At 68.0% G+C, this 18,937-nt stretch carries 18 protein-coding genes; 7 read left to right on the top strand and 11 right to left on the bottom strand.

The features are described 5' to 3' along the window. Positions 1-6 precede the first annotated feature (6 nt). The 5 genes from ABTX24_RS12085 to ABTX24_RS12065 all read right to left on the bottom strand — a co-directional run bounded on the left by ABTX24_RS12085 (position 7) and on the right by ABTX24_RS12065 (position 6,590). Positions 7-1,533, bottom strand: coding sequence for a carboxyl transferase domain-containing protein (locus ABTX24_RS12085; protein ID WP_350839846.1), 1,527 nt, complete (start codon positions 1,531-1,533; stop codon positions 7-9). A 76-nt stretch (positions 1,534-1,609) separates the two neighbouring features. Further along, a complete protein-coding gene (locus ABTX24_RS12080) occupies positions 1,610-2,173 on the bottom strand; it encodes an SACE_7040 family transcriptional regulator (protein WP_350839844.1) in 564 nt (187 codons plus the stop codon). A 34-nt stretch (positions 2,174-2,207) separates the two neighbouring features. Beyond that, complete coding sequence (locus ABTX24_RS12075) at positions 2,208-2,894, bottom strand: SWIM zinc finger family protein (protein WP_350839842.1); 687 nt, start codon at positions 2,892-2,894, stop codon at positions 2,208-2,210. Beyond that, positions 2,891-5,590, bottom strand: a complete 2,700-nt coding sequence (locus tag ABTX24_RS12070) for a DEAD/DEAH box helicase (protein ID WP_350839840.1) — start codon at positions 5,588-5,590, stop codon at positions 2,891-2,893. Before ABTX24_RS12070 ends, ABTX24_RS12075 begins: the two co-directional genes overlap by 4 nt. A 100-nt stretch (positions 5,591-5,690) precedes the next feature. Beyond that, positions 5,691-6,590: an alpha/beta hydrolase gene (locus ABTX24_RS12065; RefSeq protein ID WP_350839838.1), complete on the bottom strand. Its 900-nt coding sequence runs from the start codon at positions 6,588-6,590 to the stop codon at positions 5,691-5,693. Positions 6,591-6,774: 184 nt separating this feature from the next. Between ABTX24_RS12065 and ABTX24_RS12060 the strand changes: the two genes are divergently transcribed. From ABTX24_RS12060 to ABTX24_RS12045, 4 genes are read left to right on the top strand one after another with little or no spacing between them, the layout of a single operon-like run. Continuing rightward, complete coding sequence (locus ABTX24_RS12060) at positions 6,775-7,485, top strand: molybdopterin-dependent oxidoreductase (RefSeq protein ID WP_350839836.1); 711 nt, start codon at positions 6,775-6,777, stop codon at positions 7,483-7,485. Between the two features lie 55 nt (positions 7,486-7,540). Then, positions 7,541-9,148, top strand: a complete 1,608-nt coding sequence (locus ABTX24_RS12055; protein WP_350839834.1) for a DHA2 family efflux MFS transporter permease subunit — start codon at positions 7,541-7,543, stop codon at positions 9,146-9,148. Positions 9,149-9,159: 11 nt separating this feature from the next. Next, positions 9,160-9,999 (top strand): endo alpha-1,4 polygalactosaminidase, encoded by an 840-nt coding sequence (locus ABTX24_RS12050; protein WP_350839833.1) that lies wholly within the window; start codon positions 9,160-9,162, stop codon positions 9,997-9,999. A 39-nt stretch (positions 10,000-10,038) separates the two neighbouring features. Beyond that, complete coding sequence (locus ABTX24_RS12045; protein WP_350839831.1) at positions 10,039-10,500, top strand: DUF4333 domain-containing protein; 462 nt, start codon at positions 10,039-10,041, stop codon at positions 10,498-10,500. 416 nt (positions 10,501-10,916) lie between these two features. Here ABTX24_RS12045 and ABTX24_RS12040 read toward each other — a convergent pair whose 3' ends face one another. The 3 genes from ABTX24_RS12040 to ABTX24_RS12030 all read right to left on the bottom strand — a co-directional run bounded on the left by ABTX24_RS12040 (position 10,917) and on the right by ABTX24_RS12030 (position 13,983). Then, positions 10,917-11,756, bottom strand: coding sequence for a hypothetical protein (locus tag ABTX24_RS12040; protein ID WP_350839829.1), 840 nt, complete (start codon positions 11,754-11,756; stop codon positions 10,917-10,919). Beyond that, positions 11,753-12,079: a hypothetical protein gene (locus tag ABTX24_RS12035; RefSeq protein WP_350839827.1), complete on the bottom strand. Its 327-nt coding sequence runs from the start codon at positions 12,077-12,079 to the stop codon at positions 11,753-11,755. Before ABTX24_RS12035 ends, ABTX24_RS12040 begins: the two co-directional genes overlap by 4 nt. Before the next feature lie 692 nt (positions 12,080-12,771). Then, on the bottom strand, positions 12,772-13,983 hold the full coding sequence (locus tag ABTX24_RS12030) for a hypothetical protein (RefSeq protein ID WP_350839825.1): 1,212 nt from the start codon (positions 13,981-13,983) through the stop codon (positions 12,772-12,774). A gap of 420 nt (positions 13,984-14,403) precedes the next feature. Here ABTX24_RS12030 and ABTX24_RS12025 point away from each other — a divergent pair, with 420 nt between their 5' ends. Beyond that, positions 14,404-14,841, top strand: a complete 438-nt coding sequence (locus tag ABTX24_RS12025) for a hypothetical protein (protein WP_350839824.1) — start codon at positions 14,404-14,406, stop codon at positions 14,839-14,841. A gap of 14 nt (positions 14,842-14,855) precedes the next feature. On the opposite strand, the gene ABTX24_RS12020 is transcribed toward ABTX24_RS12025, so the two are convergent. From ABTX24_RS12020 to ABTX24_RS12010, 3 genes are all read right to left on the bottom strand, one after another. Then, the gene (locus ABTX24_RS12020; RefSeq protein WP_350839822.1) at positions 14,856-15,227 is read right to left on the bottom strand and encodes a hypothetical protein; all 372 of its coding nucleotides are present in this window, start codon (positions 15,225-15,227) and stop codon (positions 14,856-14,858) included. A gap of 68 nt (positions 15,228-15,295) precedes the next feature. Beyond that, a complete protein-coding gene (locus ABTX24_RS12015) occupies positions 15,296-16,585 on the bottom strand; it encodes a cytochrome P450 (RefSeq protein WP_350839820.1) in 1,290 nt (429 codons plus the stop codon). Next, positions 16,572-16,877, bottom strand: coding sequence for a hypothetical protein (locus ABTX24_RS12010; protein ID WP_160025986.1), 306 nt, complete (start codon positions 16,875-16,877; stop codon positions 16,572-16,574). The genes ABTX24_RS12015 and ABTX24_RS12010 overlap by 14 nt, the downstream gene beginning before the upstream one ends. A 164-nt stretch (positions 16,878-17,041) precedes the next feature. Here ABTX24_RS12010 and ABTX24_RS12005 point away from each other — a divergent pair, with 164 nt between their 5' ends. After that, positions 17,042-18,259 (top strand): sensor histidine kinase, encoded by a 1,218-nt coding sequence (locus tag ABTX24_RS12005; RefSeq protein WP_350839818.1) that lies wholly within the window; start codon positions 17,042-17,044, stop codon positions 18,257-18,259. Further along, positions 18,256-18,933, top strand: a complete 678-nt coding sequence (locus ABTX24_RS12000) for a response regulator transcription factor (RefSeq protein WP_350839816.1) — start codon at positions 18,256-18,258, stop codon at positions 18,931-18,933. Before ABTX24_RS12005 ends, ABTX24_RS12000 begins: the two co-directional genes overlap by 4 nt. Positions 18,934-18,937 lie beyond the last annotated feature (4 nt).

The raw sequence follows: 18,937 nt of genomic DNA, 5'->3' as shown, positions 1-18,937 counted from the left end.
TCCCAGTCACATCCTGAAGATTCCGTAGCGGGGCTCGGGGGTCGGCGCGTTCGCCGCCACCGCGAGACCCATCGCCAGCACCCGTCGGGTGTCGGCGGGGTCGATGATGCCGTCATCCCACAGGCGCGCGGTGGCGTAGTAGGGAGAGCCCTGGGTCTCGTACTGGTCCCGGATCGGCGCCTTGAACTCCTCGTCGTCCGGCTTGCCGGCGACCGTCGCGAGCACCGATGCGGCCTGCTCGCCGCCCATGACCGAGATCCGCGCGTTGGGCCACATCCACAGGAATCTCGGGTCGTACGCACGACCGCACATGCCGTAGTTGCCGGCGCCGTAGGACCCGCCGATGACGACGGTGAACTTCGGGACCACGGAACAGGCGACGGCGGTGACGAGCTTGGCGCCGTCGCGGGCGATGCCCTTGTTCTCGTACTCCTTGCCGACCATGAACCCGGTGATGTTCTGCAGGAACACCAGCGGGATGCCGCGCTGGTTGCACAGCTCCACGAAGTGGGCGCCCTTGAGCGCCGACTCGGAGAAGAGGATGCCGTTGTTGGCGACGATGCCGACCGGCTGCCCCTCGATGTGGGCGAAGCCGCAGACCAGCGTCTCGCCGTAGAGCGCCTTGAACTCCTGCAGCTTGGACCCGTCGACGATGCGGCGAATCACCTCGCGTACGTCATAGGGGGTCTTCGTGTCGGCGGGCACCACGTCGGCAAGGGTCTCGGGAGACTCGACCGGCTCGTCGTACGTCGTCGTCCGCGTCTTCTGCTCAGGCAGGGTCGAGACGATCCCGCGGACGATCTCGAGCGCGTGCTTGTCGTCGTCGGCCAGGTGGTCGACGACGCCCGACTTCGTCGCGTGGACGAGCCCGCCACCGAGCTCCTCCGCGGTGACCTCCTCGCCCGTGGCCGCCTTCACCAGCGGCGGCCCGCCGAGGAAGATCGTGCCCTGGTCGCGCACGATTACGGTCTCGTCGCTCATCGCCGGCACGTAGGCGCCACCGGCGGTGCACGAGCCCATCACGGAGGCGATCTGCGGGATCCCGCGCGCGGACATGTTGGCCTGGTTGAAGAAGATCCGCCCGAAGTGCTCGCGGTCGGGGAAGACCTCGTCCTGCTTCGGCAGGAACGCGCCGCCGGAGTCGACGAGGTAGATGCACGGGAGGTTGTTCTCGGCCGCGATCGTCTGCGCTCGCAGGTGCTTCTTGACCGTCAGCGGGTAGTAGGTGCCACCCTTCACGGTCGCGTCGTTGGCCACGATCATGCATTTGCGGCCGGCGACGAGGCCGATCCCGGCGACCACCCCCGCCGACGGCACCGCCCACTCGTCGCCGTCGTCGTACATCCCGTACGCCGCCAGCGGACTCACCTCCAGGAACGGTGACCCGGGGTCGAGGAGACCGTCCACCCGGTCGCGCGGGAGCAGCTTCCCGCGGTCGGTGTGCCGTTGCCGGGAGCGCTCGCTCCCCCCTTGCCGTACGCGCTCGAGCCGCTCTCGCAGCTCGAGCGTCAGCTCGCGCAGATTCGACGCCATGGACCGAGGTTAACGTTCATTAACCTCGGGTGACAAGCCCCACACCGAAGTCACCCGCGCCGGGACGACTCGGCGGCTACTCCGCGAGGGCTCCGCGGGCCATCTTGGTGAGCACGGCGCGGGTCGCCTCCTCGGGGAGGACCCGGTTGTGAGGGGTGGAGTTGATGAGGCCGAATACGGCGTGGGCCATCGCGCGGGCGCTGTCGAGAGCCAGCGCCGGGTTGCGGTCGCGGAGCTGGTCGGCCCAGAGGTCGACGTACTTCCGCTGCAGGGTGCGCACCTGCTCGCGCGCCTCGTGCGGGAGCGACTCCCAGTCGCGCTCTTGAACGACGATCAGGGCCCGGTCGCGCAGTGCGAAGTCGACGTGCCAGTCGATCAGCGCCTCGATGGCCTCATTGGTGCTCGACGCGCCCTTCACCCGGACGCGTCCTTCGCGGAGCAGCTCCTGGGAGATCGAGACGAGCATCTCGGCGAGCATCGCGTCCTTGCTCGGGAAGTGCTTGTAGAGCGCCGGGCCGGAGATGCCGCAGGCAGCGCCGAGCTCGGAGACGGAGACTCCGTGGAAGCCGCGGGCCGCGAAGAGCTCGGCCGCGGTGTCCAGGATCTGCTCGCGCCTGGTCTTCGTCGGGGCCGAGGTCATTGCATGAGGTTATCGCGTGAGCTCCGGAGGCATCTCACTCCTCGAGCAGGTGGCGTGCTCGGAGCACCGCGTCGAGCGCGATCTCGACGTCGTCGACCTGGTCGCGGGTCGACTCGCCGGGCGCAGCGACGTCGACCGCCGCCGGCCCTGCCGGCCGCTCCTGACGCAGCCGCTGTCGCAGGCCCGCCAGCAGCTCGTCGCGCTCCGCCCCACGCAGATGAAGCAGCGTGGACGCGTCGCGGTCGACGATCCAGCAGAGCTGGTGCAGCACCGCGAGCGAGTGGCCGCACACCGCGTGCCAGTGCCCGCACGTGCAGGTCACCGCGAGCTCCTCGCCATAGGGAACCAGCTCGACCCCGGCCTCCTCGGCGTGCTCGGCCACGTCCAGCGGCAGCTCGCCGGCCAGCAGCGCCTCGGCCCGCGCGGACGCGGCACCGAGGACCTCCAGGAGCGCGGCGACGGACTCCGCGCCCAGCACCGGCACCGTGCCGGTCACGGTCCACAGTCCGCGCTCGTCGTCGACGGCGGCGGCAAACCTGCCGGGCTCGACGACCAGGCCGCCGATGCGCCCCGAGCGGGCGAGCGACCGAGCGCCGGAGAGCTGGTTGTCGTCGTACGCCAGCTCCTCGATCGCCCGCAGGAACGCTCGGCCCCACCACGACTCGACCCGCACCATCCCGCGCCGGTGCGGCTCGCGGGCGAAGGTCAAAGCCTTGCTCATGAGGCGATCCGGCGACGTCTTCGGCGCTTCTGGGGACCGAGCTTGACCAGCTCACGGAGCTCGGCGTTGGACAGCTCGGTGAAGGCCGCCTCGCCACCTCCGAGGACCGCGTCGGCGAGGACCCGTTTACGCTGCAGCAGCTCCGCGACGCGCTCCTCGACGGTGCCTTGGGTGATGAGCCGGTGCACCTGGACCGTGCGCGTCTGGCCGATGCGGTGAGCCCGGTCGGTGGCCTGGTCCTCGACGGCGGGGTTCCACCAGCGGTCGACGTGGATCACGTGGTCGGCGCGGGTCAGGTTGAGCCCGACACCTCCGGCCTTGAGCGAGAGCAGGAAGACCGGCACCTCGCCGTCCTGGAAGCGCTCGACCATGCGGGAGCGTTCCGCCACCGGGGTGCCGCCGTGCAGGAACTGGTGGGTGACGCCGGCGGCGGCCCAGTGGGCCTCGAGGAGACGCGCCATCGCGACGTACTGCGTGAAGATCAGGACGGCCCCCGACTCGGCGAGCACGGTCGAGACCAGCTCGTCGAGGAGGTCGATCTTCTGCGACCTCCCCGTGATCCGCCCGCCTTCCTGCTTGAGGAACTGAGCCGGGTGGTTGCAGATCTGCTTGAGCCCGGTGAGCAGGCTGAGCACCAGCCCGCGACGCTGCGGGTCATCGGCGTCGAGCCGTTCGATCCGGGCCATCGCGTCGCGTACGTAGGCCTCGTAGAGCACCGTCTGCTCCCGCGTCAGCGACAGCAGGTGATCGGTCTCGGTCTTGGGCGGGAGCTCGGGAGCGACCCCGGGGTCCGACTTGCGGCGGCGCAGCATGAACGGGCCGACCAGCGAGGCGAACTCCTTCGCCTTCCCGACGTCGGCACCGGCCTCGATCTGGCTCGCCCAGGCGCGGCGGAAGGCCAGCCGACTCCCGAGCAGACCCGGCACGCACCAGTCGAGCAGCGCCCACAGCTCGGTCAGGTTGTTCTCCACCGGAGTTCCGGTCAGCGCGACCCGGGCGTGCGACGGGATCTCGCGGAGCGCCTTCGCGGTCGCGGAGGCAGCGTTCTTCACGTGCTGCGCCTCATCGGCGACGACGAGCCCCCAGGACACCGCCGAGAGCAGCTCGGTGTCGCGCCGCATCGTGCCGTACGTCGTCAGCACCACCCCGCTCGCACCCTCGACGTCGCGCTCGGCGCCGTGGTGGCGGCGCACCTCCACCTCGGGAGCGAACCGGGCGAGCTCGGCCTCCCAGTTGCCCAGCAGGCTCGCCGGGCAGACCACCAGGGTCGGCCCCGAATGCTCCTTCTGACGGTGGAGGTGGAGCGCGATCGTCATCAGGGTCTTCCCGAGCCCCATGTCGTCAGCCAGACAGCCACCGAGCCCGAGCGATGTGATCCCGGCCAACCAGGTCAGCCCCTCGACCTGATAGCCACGCATGGTGGCCTGCAGCTCGGCCGGCACGTCGACAGCAGGCCCCGAGGTCGCCGCGATCACCTCGTCGCGAAGGCGCGCGATCGAGGCCCCGATGATCACCTGCTCGCCCGGTGCCGCCTCGGCGACCTCCTTCGGCACCTGACCGGTCAGGGCGACGGCCAGCGCCTCCCCGCCGCTGATCCGCTTGAGCAGCCGCTTGCGCGCACGTCGGAGAACCGAAGGATGGACGACCGCCCAGGCCCCTCTCAGCCGCAGCACCGGACCCGCGGCCGCGGCCAGGGAGTCCATCTCGGCGGCATCGAGCGGCTCACCGCCGAGTGCCAGCTGCCACTGGAAGGCGAAGAGGCCCTTCTCCCCGAGCGGCGACTCGCGCATCAGGTCCTCGCGCGCGTCGGTCGATGAGGACGCCACCCGGTCCACCGCCACCGACGTCGTCAGGTCCCGGGACAGCGAGCGCGGCCAGAGGACATCGACACCGCGCTCCTTGAGCCACTCGACCCCGTCCTCGAGCAGGCCGACGACCTCATCGCTGGCCAGGGTCAGGGACGAGGGCACCGGCAGGTCGAGCAGCCTGTCGAGCACGGGCCATGCCTCCGCGGCGCCGCGGAGAGCGACCTGCGCATGCGTACGCGCCCGGGGGCCGAACCCGTGGTCGTCGGCCTCGTCCCACAGTCGGGCGGCATCGGCCACGTGCAGCGGGTCGGCCTCGTCGTGCACCTGCGGCACCAACGTCAGCGACCCGATGAGCAGGTCCTCCTCCGGCGCCTCGACCCGGAACGAGAGCCGCACCAACGACGGCAACGAGGCCGTCACCGGCCCCTCGTCGGTCCGATAGCGCGACAACCGGGTCTGCAAGGACTCCCGGAACGCATTCGACCCGGAGGCCTTCGGTGCCGAGGTCGGTACCGCGTCCGCGACCGCGGCCACGATCTCTCGCACCAGCAGCTCGGCCGCCTCGTCGTCCAGATCCTCATAGGCGCGCGACGAGGCCAGCAGGCGCACCCGCTCCTCGTCCTCCGGTGTGTAGCGGACCGCCCAGGAACCATCGGCCGGCTCCAGCTGCCCGGCCGCCACGAACCTGAGCCCGAGATGGGCTGCCGACGCGACCAGAGCGACCGAAGGATGCAGGTCAGTGGCTGCGTACGCCTTCTTCAGGACCGGCAGCGCGGCCCGCATTGGCAACGACACCGACCGCCGGGAGTCCACGAACTCGACGGCCGAGTCCCGCGGCGGCTGCGCCGGGCGGAAGACCGCACGACCGGTGACGGGTACGAAGGACATGGACACGACCGTAGCCGCCACCACGGACAACACCACTCATGCCGAAAACCGAAGCGATGATCAGAGATCGCGCGGTGAACCCAGGATCAGAGCGTCAGGGTCAGTCGCCGAGTGCGGTGCGCAGGGTGGTCACCATCAGCTCGATGGCCTCTTTGGCCGCTGGCACCGGGCCGGTGTGGGTGAAGTAGTGGTCGACGCCCTCGAAGACACGATGGGTGACCGTGACGCCCGCGGCCTCCAGGGCCTTGGCGTAGGCGTCGCCCTCGTCGCGCAGGCGGTCGTTCTCCGCGGTGATGACCAGGGCGGGAGGGAGTCCGGCGAGGTCGTCGGCCAGTCCCGGCGAGACGAGGGGATGCACGCGGTCGACCGGATCGGGGACGTACGCGTCGGTGAAGATCCGCATGAGCTGAGGGCTGAGCAGAGGCTTGGCGATGAGGGACTGCTTGGTGGCAGGGTCGGCGACCTGGTCGAGCGGGGCAGAGTCGATGATCTGGAGGCGGGGCGTGAACGTGCCGCGATCCCGGGCCAGGCGGCAGACCGCGGCGGTCAGGTTGGCGCCGGCGCTGTGTCCGCCCACGGCGAGCCGTGAACCGTCCCAGTTGTTCGCCGGCCCGTTGTCGGCGATCCAGGCGGTGACGTCGTATGCCTGGGTGACGGGTACGGGGTACGGCCTCTGCGGCGCGACCGCGTAATCCACATTGATCACGACACAGCCGGCCGTGGCGGCGATGTAGCGGCAGATGTGGTCGTCCTGCTCCGGGCGGCCAACCACGAAACCGCCCCCGTGGAAGTTCACGTACACGGGCGCGAGCGCCGCGGTCGTAGCCGAGGCCGGCGGGCGGTAGACGGTGCACGTGACCGGTCCGGCACCGGTCTCCACCCGCAGGGCTTCCGTGCGCTTCGGGACGTCGGTGAAGCGCAGATCCTTGTGGACGCGCGCCATGACGCGACCGAGCAGCAGCTGGATGCCTCTGGCCTGGATTCTCGAGCTGAAGGGCATGACGTCGCCTCGTGTCTACGAAGTAGAAATAACAGGAATCCTGATAATGAACCATCTTGCCCCACCGCACAAGGCTCGGAGGGTCACCAGCCGCCGGCACCGACGGTTTCTCATCCTCGAGGATGAGGTGATCGCTCCCCAAGGTTGAGGCGCGCCACGCCGGACCCCTGCCACGGTGGCTGACATGACCAAGACCACCCAATCGCCCGCAGCACTCCCGCCCGGACAGCGGCAGATCGACTTCTTCCCACGCTTCGGCCGACGTACCGACCAGCCCCCACCGACCGTGTCCGCACATCAGACAGTCGTCTTCGGCGGAGCGCTCACGACGCCGATCGAGATCGCCGTGGACGAGCTCGTCGGTACGGATCGTCGCGAGCTCCACGCCGACTTCCACTGCGTCGCGGGCTGGTCGGTGACCGGCCTCGCCTGGGAAGGCGTCGCCTTCACCACCGTCTATCAGCGGTACGTCGCACCGGCCCTCCTGCCGGGCACGGTCGTGACACACGTCCTCGTACGCGGCCTCGACGGCGAACACTTCGTGGCCGAGCTGGAGGATCTCCTGGCCGACGACGTCCTGCTCGCCGATCGGCTCGGTGGCCGGCCGCTCGACGGCGACCATGGCGCCCCGCTGCGTCTGGTCAACCCGGCGCAGTACGGGTACGCCAACATCAAGCACGTGTGCCGCATCGACGTGCTCACCGGTGCGCCCCAGGCAGGCTCACCGGCGCTCGTCGACCGGCTGCTGCAGTCCCATCCGCGGGCGCGGGTCTGGGAGGAGGAGCGCCATGGCACGGTGCCCGGATGGCTGATCCGCCCGGTCTACCGAGCGATCAAGACCGTCATGCTCGCCTCCGCTCGCCGCAGCGAGAACGCGGGTGAGCCAGGTCACTAGTCAAAAGTAAATAATGGCTAGGGGACCTATCAACCCACACGTAGGCTGTCAACCCGTGACAGACATTTCTGCCAAGCCTGAGAAGGCGCCCGACGACCACCTCGACAAGAGCGTGCTCATCGTCGCAGGCGTCGTCGTGCTCGGATCGATCATGTCGATCCTCGACATCACCGTTGTCTCCGTCGCACTGGAGACCTTCCAGCGCGAGTTCGACGCCACCTCTGCCGAGGTCGCCTGGACGATGACGGGCTACACCCTCGCCCTGGCGACGGTGATCCCGCTGACCGGTTGGGCTGCCGACCGGTTCGGCACCAAACGCCTCTACATGACCGCGATCGTGCTCTTCGCGCTCGGCTCGGCGCTCTGCGCGCTGGCCACGACGCTGCCGATGCTGGTGGGCTTCCGCGTGCTCCAGGGCCTCGGCGGCGGCATGCTGATGCCGCTCGGCATGACGATCCTGACCCGCGCCGCCGGCCCCGAGCGGGTCGGTCGCGTGATGGCCATCCTGGGTGTGCCCATGCTTCTCGGCCCGATCCTCGGCCCCATCATCGGTGGCGCGCTGATCGACTCGGCCTCGTGGCACTGGATCTTCCTGATCAACATCCCGATCGGTGTCGTCGCCCTGGTCTACGCCTGGCGCGCGCTGCCCAAGGACCACGTCGAGCCGTCGCAGTCCTTCGACTTCCTCGGCATGGTGCTGCTTTCCCCGGGTCTGGCGCTGTTCCTCTACGGCGTCTCCTCGATCCCAGAGGCCGGCACCCTGCTGGACACCAAGGTCCTCTCCTTCATGGTCGTGGGCCTGGTGCTGATCGCCGCGTTCATCCCGTGGGCGCTGTCGTCCCGCAACGACCACCCGCTGATCGACGTACGCCTCTTCGGCAACAAGGAACTCACCGTCGCGGTGATCACCCTGTCGATCTTCGCGATGGCGTTCTTCGGCGCCTCGCTCCTCTTCCCGCTCTACTACCAGCAGGTACGCGGCGAGGACGCCCTCCACGCCGGTCTGCTGCTGGCTCCGCAGGGTCTGGGCGCGATGGTCACGATGCCGATCGCCGGCATGCTCGCGGACCGCACCGGTCCGGGCAAGATCGTCCTCAGCGGTCTCACCACGATCGCGGTGGGCATGTTCATGTTCTCGCGCCTCGACGAGGCCACGCCGTACTGGTACCTCCTCCTGTCGCTGTTCATCATGGGGCTCGGCATGGGCGCGACGATGATGCCGACCTTCGCCGCCGCCCAGGCGACGCTGCGCGAGCACACCATCGCCCGAGGTACGACCTTGGTGAACATCGTCCAGCAGGTCGCCGCCTCCGCCGGCACCGCGCTCTTCTCGGTGCTGCTCACCAACGCCCTGGCGGGCAAGGAGTCGATCTCCGCAGCGGATGACCTCGCCGACAAGCTCGGGATCCCGGCCGGCGGTCTGGAGAAGTTCATGGCCGACCCGGCCAACCAGCAGAAGGTCGGTGAGGCTGCCGCTTCGCTGGGTCTCGACCCCGCCAAGCTGCCCGAGGTCTTCAAGGCCATTCCGGCCGAGATGGCCGAGGCGTTCTCGACCACCTTCGTGATCGCCGCGATCCTGGTGCTGGTCACGCTCATTCCGGCGTGGTTCCTGCCCAAGAGCAAGGCCGAGCACGGAGCCGCCGCTCCGACGGTCCTCCACTGATCCGCTCATTCATGCGGGGCCGGGCTGCCACTGGCGGCCCGGCCCTCGCTGCTCTGTTCGGCCTGTTCGCCCTGACAGGCTGCGGCTCCCCTGCGGTCGCACTCCCACCGACCGAGGGCGTCTTCGACTATCAGCTCGGCGCTCCTGCCGATCGGCTGACCGACGGCACGCCTCTCGACGTGGTCGTACGCGACGCCACCGCCGCTCCGCTCGAGAACGCCTACAACGTCTGCTACGTCAACGGCTTCCAGACCCAGCCCGGCGCCGACTGGTCCGATCGCCCGTCCGCGCTCCTACGCGACGCCTCCGGCGATCCCGTACGCGACCCCGACTGGCCCGACGAGCTCATCCTCGACCCCTCCACTGCCTCTGCTCGCGCCTCGATCCTCGAAGTCGTCGGCCCGATCATCGAAGGCTGCGCCGACGACGGCTTCGACGCCGTCGAGATCGACAACCTCGACACCTGGACCCGCTTCGACGCGATCTCGAAGGACGGCGCCCTAGCCCTGGCCTCGGCATATGTCACCGCCGCCCACGACCTGGGTCTGGCGATCGCCCAGAAGAACGCCGCCGAAGCCGCCCGAGTCGCCCACGACGACCTCGGCTTCGACTTCGCCGTCGTCGAGGAGTGCGGCGCGTACGCCGAGTGTGCCGCCTACACCGACGCCTACGGCTTGCACGTGCTGCAGATCGAATACCCCGACTCGCTCGCCGAAGCCGACCTCACGTTCGCCGACGTCTGCGCCGACTCCACCCGCGCCCCGCTCACCATCCTCCGCGACCGCGATCTCGTTGAGCATGGCGACCCGACATATATCTATCAGGCCTGCGGAGTCACGCGATCCAGATGAATCTGAATCAAGCCAACGCCATCGTGGTTACACGATCACATGACAAGCAAACGCGCTATCTCGGGCGCATTCACGGGCGTGGCACTCCTTCTCGGCACGACTTGCTCGGCCTCCGTCGGTGCTGACAAGTTCATGGACGAGGAGAATGTCGAGAGGCAGATCTTTGAGTCGCTGACGAAACAGACGGGCACGAAACCCGACAAGATCGACTGCCCCGGTGACCTCATGGGCAAGGTCGACGCCACGATGAAGTGCACCATGACCAGTGGCGGGAGCGAGTACGCCAGGTCCGGGTGCGAGTCGGACGGTCGACAGGCAGCGACGTCATTCCTTGACAAACTTGGAGAGTTCGGGACCGAGGGTCTCGATGACTTCGGTGACGTCGTCGCGGTTGGCCGGCGACACTGCCCACACGGTCACATCCGTCACCATCGTCGATCCGGTCTCGTGCTGGATCACCCGGATCAGCGGCCCCGGATCTGTCTCAGCTACGCGGCATGACGATTCTCCTCCGGACTGTCCCACTGCTGCGCATCGGTCCGCACCGGCATCCTCGGCGGCATCTGAGGCGCCCTTAGCGTCGGCAGCACCGAATGACGACACCTCTGTCTTGATGTTCAGCAGGCCGTCTGGTGTCTCAGCGACGAGAGTGCAGCCCGTCCGAACCAGGTACGAGGACTTGTTCTCCGACGGCGTGGGAGCCCGGAGAGTCCACGGCCCAGGGTTCGATGACTTTGCCGCTGCTTCAGTAACGGCACACAAGTCGCCTTCAACAGCAGCTGCGGAATGTCCGGCAGACGGGTTGGTGTCCGGGTCCTCGCCGCATGCCGCAAGCAATCCCACCCCAACCGCCAGGCTCACGAGACACATGAACGACCTGGCGGATCGGACGCCGCGCGACCTGATTCGATTGGGAGCTACCACTTCGATCCGTTCGTGAGATCTCGGCCGTCCAGCCCGGAGATCGTCGGCCAGGTGTTGCCAGCCATGAGTCCGCCGAGTTCCGATCCAGACTCGAGTGACTTCCACTTGGTCGCACCGGCCGTAGCGTCGTCAGCTACGTATCGAATAAGGGTGTTTGCCAGCTCCACGACGCTTGCCACGGCGTCCAGAACAACCTTGAGCGCGGGGCCAACGTCTAAGGTGATGATCTGCCCTACATCGGTGCCATCCTTGATTGCGTCAATGATGCTCCGTGCGTACGACAGCAACGCACTGTGGATGTCCAGCCAGGACGAGACGATCGTCCCAGACGCCTCACCACATGCAGTCGAGGCTTGCATCAGCCCAGCGGAGGCCCCAAGAGCAGCCGCCGACTGCTTCGGCGCTTGACGTCCGAAGGCGGCCGGTCCTTCACCTTCGCTCCACGCATCCTGAACCCGACCGATGGCATCGGGAAGGTAGGACTCGCCGATGTCTGAGAGCACTCGGGTTGCGTTCAGGTATGTGTTCGAGAGCAGGGTCAGGGTGACTGGATCTCCCTGAACAGCGTTGACCTGCTCCCAGATCTTCGGGGCGTTCTCCTCAAACGAGTCCCAGAGCTCATTGGCCTTGTCCTGGAGGGCGTCAACGCCGCGGTTGACGGTCACCACCAGCCACGGTTTGAGGCCCCACTCCCACGCCGGGATCGCATTGACTCGCTCGTTGAACTGCCGCTGGACCTCGTTGATGGCGGAGTTCATGTTGTTCTGGAACTCGTTCATCGCGCTTTTGATCATGTCCCAGAACTCGTCGTAATCCATCGGTGCGGCGGTCATTGGGCACGCTCCGGGGCGATGTTCTTCTCTAGGTCACGGAAGATGGTGCGGATGCTCTCATCGGTGGCGCCGTGATCCCGGGCGATCGCCGTGAGCGTGGCGCGGTATTCACGTGCCGCCTCGATACCCGTCGTAAGAGCTGAGTTCATCTGTTCCATGAACGCATCGTGGTGGGTGCCGGACGCCGTGAGCAGGACGCCGAAGGATCCGCCTTTACCCATTCCTGAGCGGACCTCACGCCTGGCGTCTGCGAGGGTCTCTTCCAGGTACTCGAACTCCCAGGCAGCCTCAATGAGGCGGTCAGGATCCATCTTGATGTTCATAGCGCCCACTCCCCAGCATCGATGATGGCTTCGCGAAGCGCGTTCTCTGCCTTCTGCCCCGTCACAGAGTGCAACCAGACCTCATCGGTCTCGACCTGCATCGATCCGAATCGTCCGCCTGGGAGTTCAACGGATAGGTAACCGTTCGACGATCGTCCGGTCTTCCGCACGGGACGGGTTCGCTGATGTATGACCGGAGACCGGCTTCCACCGGATGACGGGCCGACGAAGCGACGAGTTTCCGGCCAACGGAACGATCCGCTCCGAATTGCCTCCGCTCGCGAAACCAACTCGTCGTGGCGGCCGCTCACCTCAGTTGAGCGAAGGGCTCGCATCCCGTCCGCGGCCAGATATGCCTGTCGAAACGCGTCCGCGAACGTCCCACTGGAGACCCGAATGCTTGCGAAGTCATCGATGCGGATCCCGGTGAAACGAACCGCCGCGTCGAGAGTCACACTGACTCTGTTATCCGGGTCCTTCCCCTCTTGCGGTGGGACATCTTGAAAGTATGTGTCGCCTTGGCTGTCTTGCAACGACAGCAGTCGCTCTTGACCCTCCGGATCAAGCCCCATGATGCCATCCTCCGAGTAGGGACTGAACGTCATTTGTTATACCTGACAGGGAGACTTCCTGTCAGGCGACGCGTCATTTCGTACGCGTTTCCGCGGGTTAGACCGCGGCTGGCCACAACCTCAGCGAGCCTCGTTGTCCGTCGCGTTGGGGGTCCAGCCGCGGGAGGCGTTGGGGTCCAAGACGTCGCTTGCGGTCTCGGTCCAGTCGTCGGTGTAGTCGGCTTCCCACTCTTGGTTCTGGCTGCCGTTCTGGTCCCGCTTCTTGGCACCACGGCCACCGGCTGCACCGGCTCCGGCGCGGCCGCCAGCACCGCCCCGGCCGGCGCCACGCCCGCCGGCACCAGTGCCGCGCGCGCCGGCTCCTGCGCCACGCGCACCAGCACCACGAGCACCTGCACCAGCACCACCACCTCCCGCGCGGGCGCCGGGGGTGCCGGCCCTGGCGGCCGCGGACCGGGCAGCGGCTGACCTCGATGCAGCGCCGGCGGTTGCGGCCTTCGCGGACGCACTGGCGGAGAGCTTGCTGGCGATCGCCTTGGCCACGCCTGCACCGAGCAGAGCTCCGCCCCCGGCGATCGCGAGGGCGGACATCCCACCTGCGCCGCCAGCGAGCGGTGCGAGGCCGTCAGCGGTCTCGACCATCGCGTACGAGGTTGCGGGAGCGGGGGTGCCGTCGGCGTTGATCCACTCGGTGCCGTTCCACTCGGGCTTGTTCTCGGCCTTGTGCGCCTCGATGTTCGCCTTCTCCTGCGCGATCAGCTCGTGGCCCCAGCCGTCGGGGTAGAGCGTGCCGGAGTTGTACTTCGCAATGCGCGCTTCTGCGGCCGCTACCTGGCTCGCCGACCCGGGCGAGCCCGAGCTACCAGCAGGGACCGGATCAGAATTGCTGCCGTCGTCGTAGAGCGCCCTGACCTTCGGCTCGGCCTCATCGATCGAGTTGTCTACGTCCTGTACGTGTTGAGCAGCGATCCGCTCAGCCTCGGCGATTGCAGCCTCCCGGGCTGCGTGAGCAGCGCGATCGGCCTGGAGCGCCTTCTGGTTCTGTGTTGCCTGAGCAGCGTCGACGCCCGTACCGCTCTGGGCGTACCTCGGGTCGGAAGCGTCCGGCGCGGCACCGTGGGTCGCGGGTAGCGTCGACTCGAGTCTGGCGTGTTCACGCATCGCGGTGGTGATCCTGCCTCGTACGTCCTGGAGCGCTGTGACAGCCGCCTTGATCACGTCGCTCTTGTCGGCCGTCTCTTTGCCGGACGACTCCATGCTGCGACGGGCCGCCGGTCCTGACATCGACGCCGCCGAGAACCCGTCCTCTGCGGCCTTCCCGCTGCGCTGCAACGCCTCACCTGCGTCTCGGAACAGTCTCTCGCTCGCCTGCCATTTGGTGATGAGAAGGTCAATCGCACTTGGGTCTGCGGTCTTGACGTAGTCACCTAGCCGTCGCATCCAAGGTCCGCGTACTGTCATCTCGATCCTCCCCGAGGAACTGGTGATAGGGACCGATTGACCCCCGCCACGCAAGATTAGACAACACGACAGCTCCCAGGTCACCACTGTGTCGGAACTGCTCTAAAGTTCCGACACATGAGGACGGCTCGGACGATCAAACTCGGCGCCCTAGCAGCATGCCTGGCGTTGACCATGGCAGGTTGTGGCTCGGACGAACCAGAGGCTGAACCGACGGAAACTGCGGCCACTGGTACACCCTCATCACCGAACCCCAGCGCGGGGACTTCGGAAGTCCCGTCGGACTGGCAGGTGGCATCTGCAGGCCCAGCCCAGTTGCAGGTTCCGCCTGACTGGACCCTGAATTCAGTAGCCGACCAGCAGCAGACGATGCAAGCACCAAAGGATTCCATCGGCCTCTCTCCTGGGTCAGGCAACATTCAGGCAGGTCCAAACGCTGGCGGTGGCGAGGGTGAGAGCGCCGTCGAAGAGTGGGCCAAGCTCAGCGAGAACACACTCGCCGACGACGTTCAGAACCTCAAACGACTTCCCAACGAGACGATCAACGGGTCCGTCTTCTATCACTTCCAAGGCGAGGGCGAAGGCTTTTGGCAGGACCACTACGGGACTGTCACACCCGACGGTGGCGATCGGGTGACTATCACGTGGAACTTCAACCAGACCGACATCGACCGCAAGGGCGCCGAGGCGCTGATCGCTCAGATCATGCCGACCTACAAAGTCCTCTGACCCCCGAAGGTGCCTCAGAAGGGCATCGGGAGCTTACGGCTGAAGATCACGAGCGGGTTGCTCATCACGGCGAGGGCATCAGCCATCTTCTTGGCGACGATGGCTGCGCCCTCGTCGGTCGCAGCGATGTCATGAATGGCGTCGTCGACGGCGCTGGCGTACTTCTCCAGCCCCTCAACTGTCTCTTTCTTCGCCTTGCCGATGTTCGCGTGACCCTTGATCACCGCGTTGGCGAGCCACTCACCCTTGGCTGAACCACCGAATGCGCTCGCTGCCGGGGCCCGCCCGAGGTCGAGGCTCTGAACCAGGCTTTTCTGCTCCTCGAGGTCCCGATGGACCTTGTTCAGGTTGTCGTAGTCAACGGTGAGCTCGTCGCCGTTACCCATGGTCCGCCCTCCCGAGGCTTCCGTACGCACCCCCGGCGGGTGCCTCAGTAGGAGTAGTACACCACGGCTCACAGTGCGACGGGGAGGGATGCGTAGCCGCGGAGGATGCGGGTGGGGCGGCGTACGGGGTCGCCTGTGACGTGCAGGCCAGGGAAGCGCTCGTACAGCAGGCGGAGGCCCACGCGGGTCTCGAGGCGGGCGAGGCTGGCGCCGAGGCAGAAGTGGGCGCCGGCGGAGAAGGAGAGGTGCTGGTCGGCGTTGGGGCGGGTGATGTCGTACGTGTCGGGGTCCTCGAACACCGACGGGTCGCGGTTGGCGCCGCCGAGGACGACAGCGACAGCAGTACCTCTGGCGACCTCCACGCCACCGACTCGAGTCGCCGCGTAGGCCTCGCGGACGGTAGCCATGACGGGCGGGTCCCAGCGCAGGGTCTCCTCGACGACACCGTCGACGCGAGATGGATCGTCGAGGAGGAGAGCACGCTGGGACCGATGGGCGTCCAAGGCAGCCACGGCGTTGCCGAGCAGGTTGACGGTGGTCTCGAAACCGGCCGCGAGCAACAACAACCCGAGGGCGTGGAGCTCGATGTCGTCGAGGTCGCCGGCGATCACCAGGGAGCTGAGGAGGTCGTCGCCGGGGTCGGAGCGGAGGCGGCGTACGTGGTCCTCGAACCAGTGGTGCAAAGACCTCATCGCGGTCTCGACCTGGGCATAGTCGCGCCATGACAACCCCGGATCGAGGATGGCGGCGGCCTGGTCGCCCCAACGGAGGATGTCGGCACGGTCCGCGGCGGGCACCCCCAACAGCTCGGCGATCACGGCGATCGGGAGCTTCGCGGCGTACTCCTCGATGAGGTCAACCGGCCCCTCGCGCGGGTCGATCTCGTCGAGCAGGTCGCCGGCGACCGCGGTGACCATCTCGGCCATCGAGCTGATCCGGCGCGCGGTGAACGCCTTCGAGACGTGCTTGCGGTAACGGGTGTGCAGCGGTGGGTCGACGGCGAGCATAGACGGCGGGTCGACCGGACCCAGGGCGTCGGGCGCGCTCACCTTGCCGAGCAGCCACCGCAGCGGCACCGGCAGCTCGCCCTGGCCGTCACCGACGCCGAAGTCGCTGCTGCGCAGGATCTCGTTGGCGGCGGCGTACGACACCGTGCCGGCCATGAACGGGTTGATGTGGATCGGGCCACGCGCTCGCAGACGGTCGTAGCCCGGCACGTCCCGCGACCACATCAGCTCGGCGAGCGGGTCGCCGCGCCGGGACGCGAAGCTCAGCACCGCACGGTTGATGCCCTGGGACAGGGCCCACCGGGCGTACGACCGAGCCCCATCGATCGGTGACAGCTCAGGCAGAGGCATCGGCCAGCTCCTCGCGGAACTCGTGGGTGCCGATCCGGCCCATCAGCGGGGCCAGGTCGGCCAGCAGGTCGGCGAAGGTCGCCTCGTACTCCTCCTGCGACAGCGTCGGGTCGAGCTGCGCCTGGAACCGGATCCGCCACCGGTGCCGGAGGGCCTGAGCCAGACGTTCCGGGGTGCCGAAGGCGTCGGCATAGGCCGGTGACCACGGCAGGCGGCGGGCAAAGCCGGATCGCAGCTCTGCCTCCGCCTCGTTCAGCAGCCGGTAGCGCTCATGGGTCTGGTTCCACGTCATGGTCCTCACCGTCTCCGTCATCGTCGCGATGGTTCGACGCTACGGATCGGCCGCACCTCGGCGCATCGGCCGCTGGCAGGCACCTGCGTTCCTACCGTGGTAGGAGAGCGGCCGCCTGCCGTGGTCGGATGCGACGCGAGTCACGCGTTTCTAGACTGAACGGCATGAGTGTCCAGGACTCGGCTCGCGATGTGCGTGACTTCCTGGAACGGCGCTGCCGCAGCAAGGGCCTCGACATCCCCTGGTGGGCGCCGCTGCTGTCGGCCTTCGGCCTTGTCGCGATGGTCACCGTGGCGGTGCTCCAGCGCGAGGCCGCCGTCGACATGGTCGTCGCGGGCCTGGTCATCGTCGTCCCGTCGCTGAGCATCTTCTTCATCCCGAACACCGGTGAGTGGCTCAAGAACCACATGTGGGCCGTCGACCTCGTGCCCACCCTGGCCGGGTCGGCCTGGCTGATGTCGCAGCCCGCCTCCGCGTTCTGGCCACAGCACGACTTCGCCCCGGCGGTGCTGGTCCCGCTGACTCTCGAGATGGTCGTCCGCGAAGGCTTCCGGACCGGGACGCTCTACGCGATCGCGTCGGCCGTGGTGATGGGGGTCTTCGCCTCGGACACGCCCAGCGGCGTAGGGGTCCACTTCCTGCTGCTCTTCGTCGGCTGGATCCTCGGGCTGCTGATCCTCGCCCAGATGCGGGCGCTGCGGGCCGAACGGCAGGCGCGGTCGCAGGAGCACGCGCGAGCGACCGAGGCCGAGCGCATCCGGATCGCCCGCGAGATCCACGACCTGGTGGGGCACTCGCTCTCGATCACCCTGCTGCACCTGACCGCGGCACGGCGCTCCGTCGCCGAGGGCGACGAGCCGGACGAGGCGGTGTCCGCGCTCACCGAGGCGGAGGCAATCGGGCGCCGGGCGATGGCCGAGATCCGCCGTACGATTGGGGGACTGTCGATCGGGGCGCTCTCCACCGCCGGCGCCGGCACCGCGCCGCTCCCCGGCGCCGCGGACGTGGTCCGGCTCGTGGAGGAAAGCCGCAACGCGGGCCAGGCGATCACGTTCTCGTCGTCCGGCGACCTCTCCCGCATCGATGCAGGGGTCGGGCTGGGCATCTACCGGATCCTGCAGGAGTCGCTCGCCAACGCCATCCGGCACGCTCCCGGCGCGCCGGTCTCGGTCTCGTTGGCGGTCGCCGACGGCGTACGTCTCTCCGTGCAGAACCCGCTCGTCGGCACCCGTCGCGGGGTCGGCGAGGGGTCCGGGCTGGTCGGCATGGCCGCCCGCGCCGAGCAGCTCCGCGGCCGGTTGTCGGCAGGTGCCGAGGAGTCGATGTGGAAGGTTGACCTGGTGATCCCATCGCACTGTCTCGTACGCAAGGCGCTCGCATGACGGCCGTCAACGGCTCAGCGCCGATCCGGGTGATCGTGGTCGACGACCAGGAGCTCGTACGCAGCGGCCTGCGCCGCATCCTGCGGCGGCGCGACGGGCTGGAGATCGTCGCCGAGTGCGGCGACGGCTCGGAGGTGGTCGCGGCCCTCGAGGCCAACCCGGCCGATGTCGTGGTCATGGATCTCCGGATGCGGCAGGTCGACGGGATCACCGCCACCGGTCTGGTGCGGGCGCTGCCGTCGGCGCCGCCGGTACTGGTGCTGACCACGTTCGACGAGGACGAGCTCGTCTCCGGCGCCCTCCGTGCCGGTGCCGCCGGCTTCATCCTCAAGGACTCGCCCGCCGAGGAGCTGGTCATGGCCGTACGCTCCGTCGCACTCGGCGACGCCTGGCTCGACCCCGCCATCACCGGCCGCGTCCTGGCCACCTACCGCTCCGCCGTCGCACCGGCGTCCAGCGCCGTCGAGGTCTCCGAGCTCACCGACCGCGAGCTCGAGGTCCTCCGCGGCCTCGCCTCCGGCTGGACCAACTCCGAGATCGCCGAACGGCTCGTCATCTCCGAGCTCACCGTCAAGTCCCACATCGGCCGCATCTTCGCCAAGCTCGATCTCCGCGACCGCGCCGCCGCCATCGTCTTCGCGTACGACCACGGCATCGTCCGGCCGGCGGTCTGACGGG

It is taken from the genome of Nocardioides sp. NPDC127514, from assembly GCF_040302125.1.
Classification (GTDB): domain Bacteria; phylum Actinomycetota; class Actinomycetes; order Propionibacteriales; family Nocardioidaceae; genus Nocardioides.
This window is presented reverse-complemented; position numbering and strand designations above follow the sequence as displayed.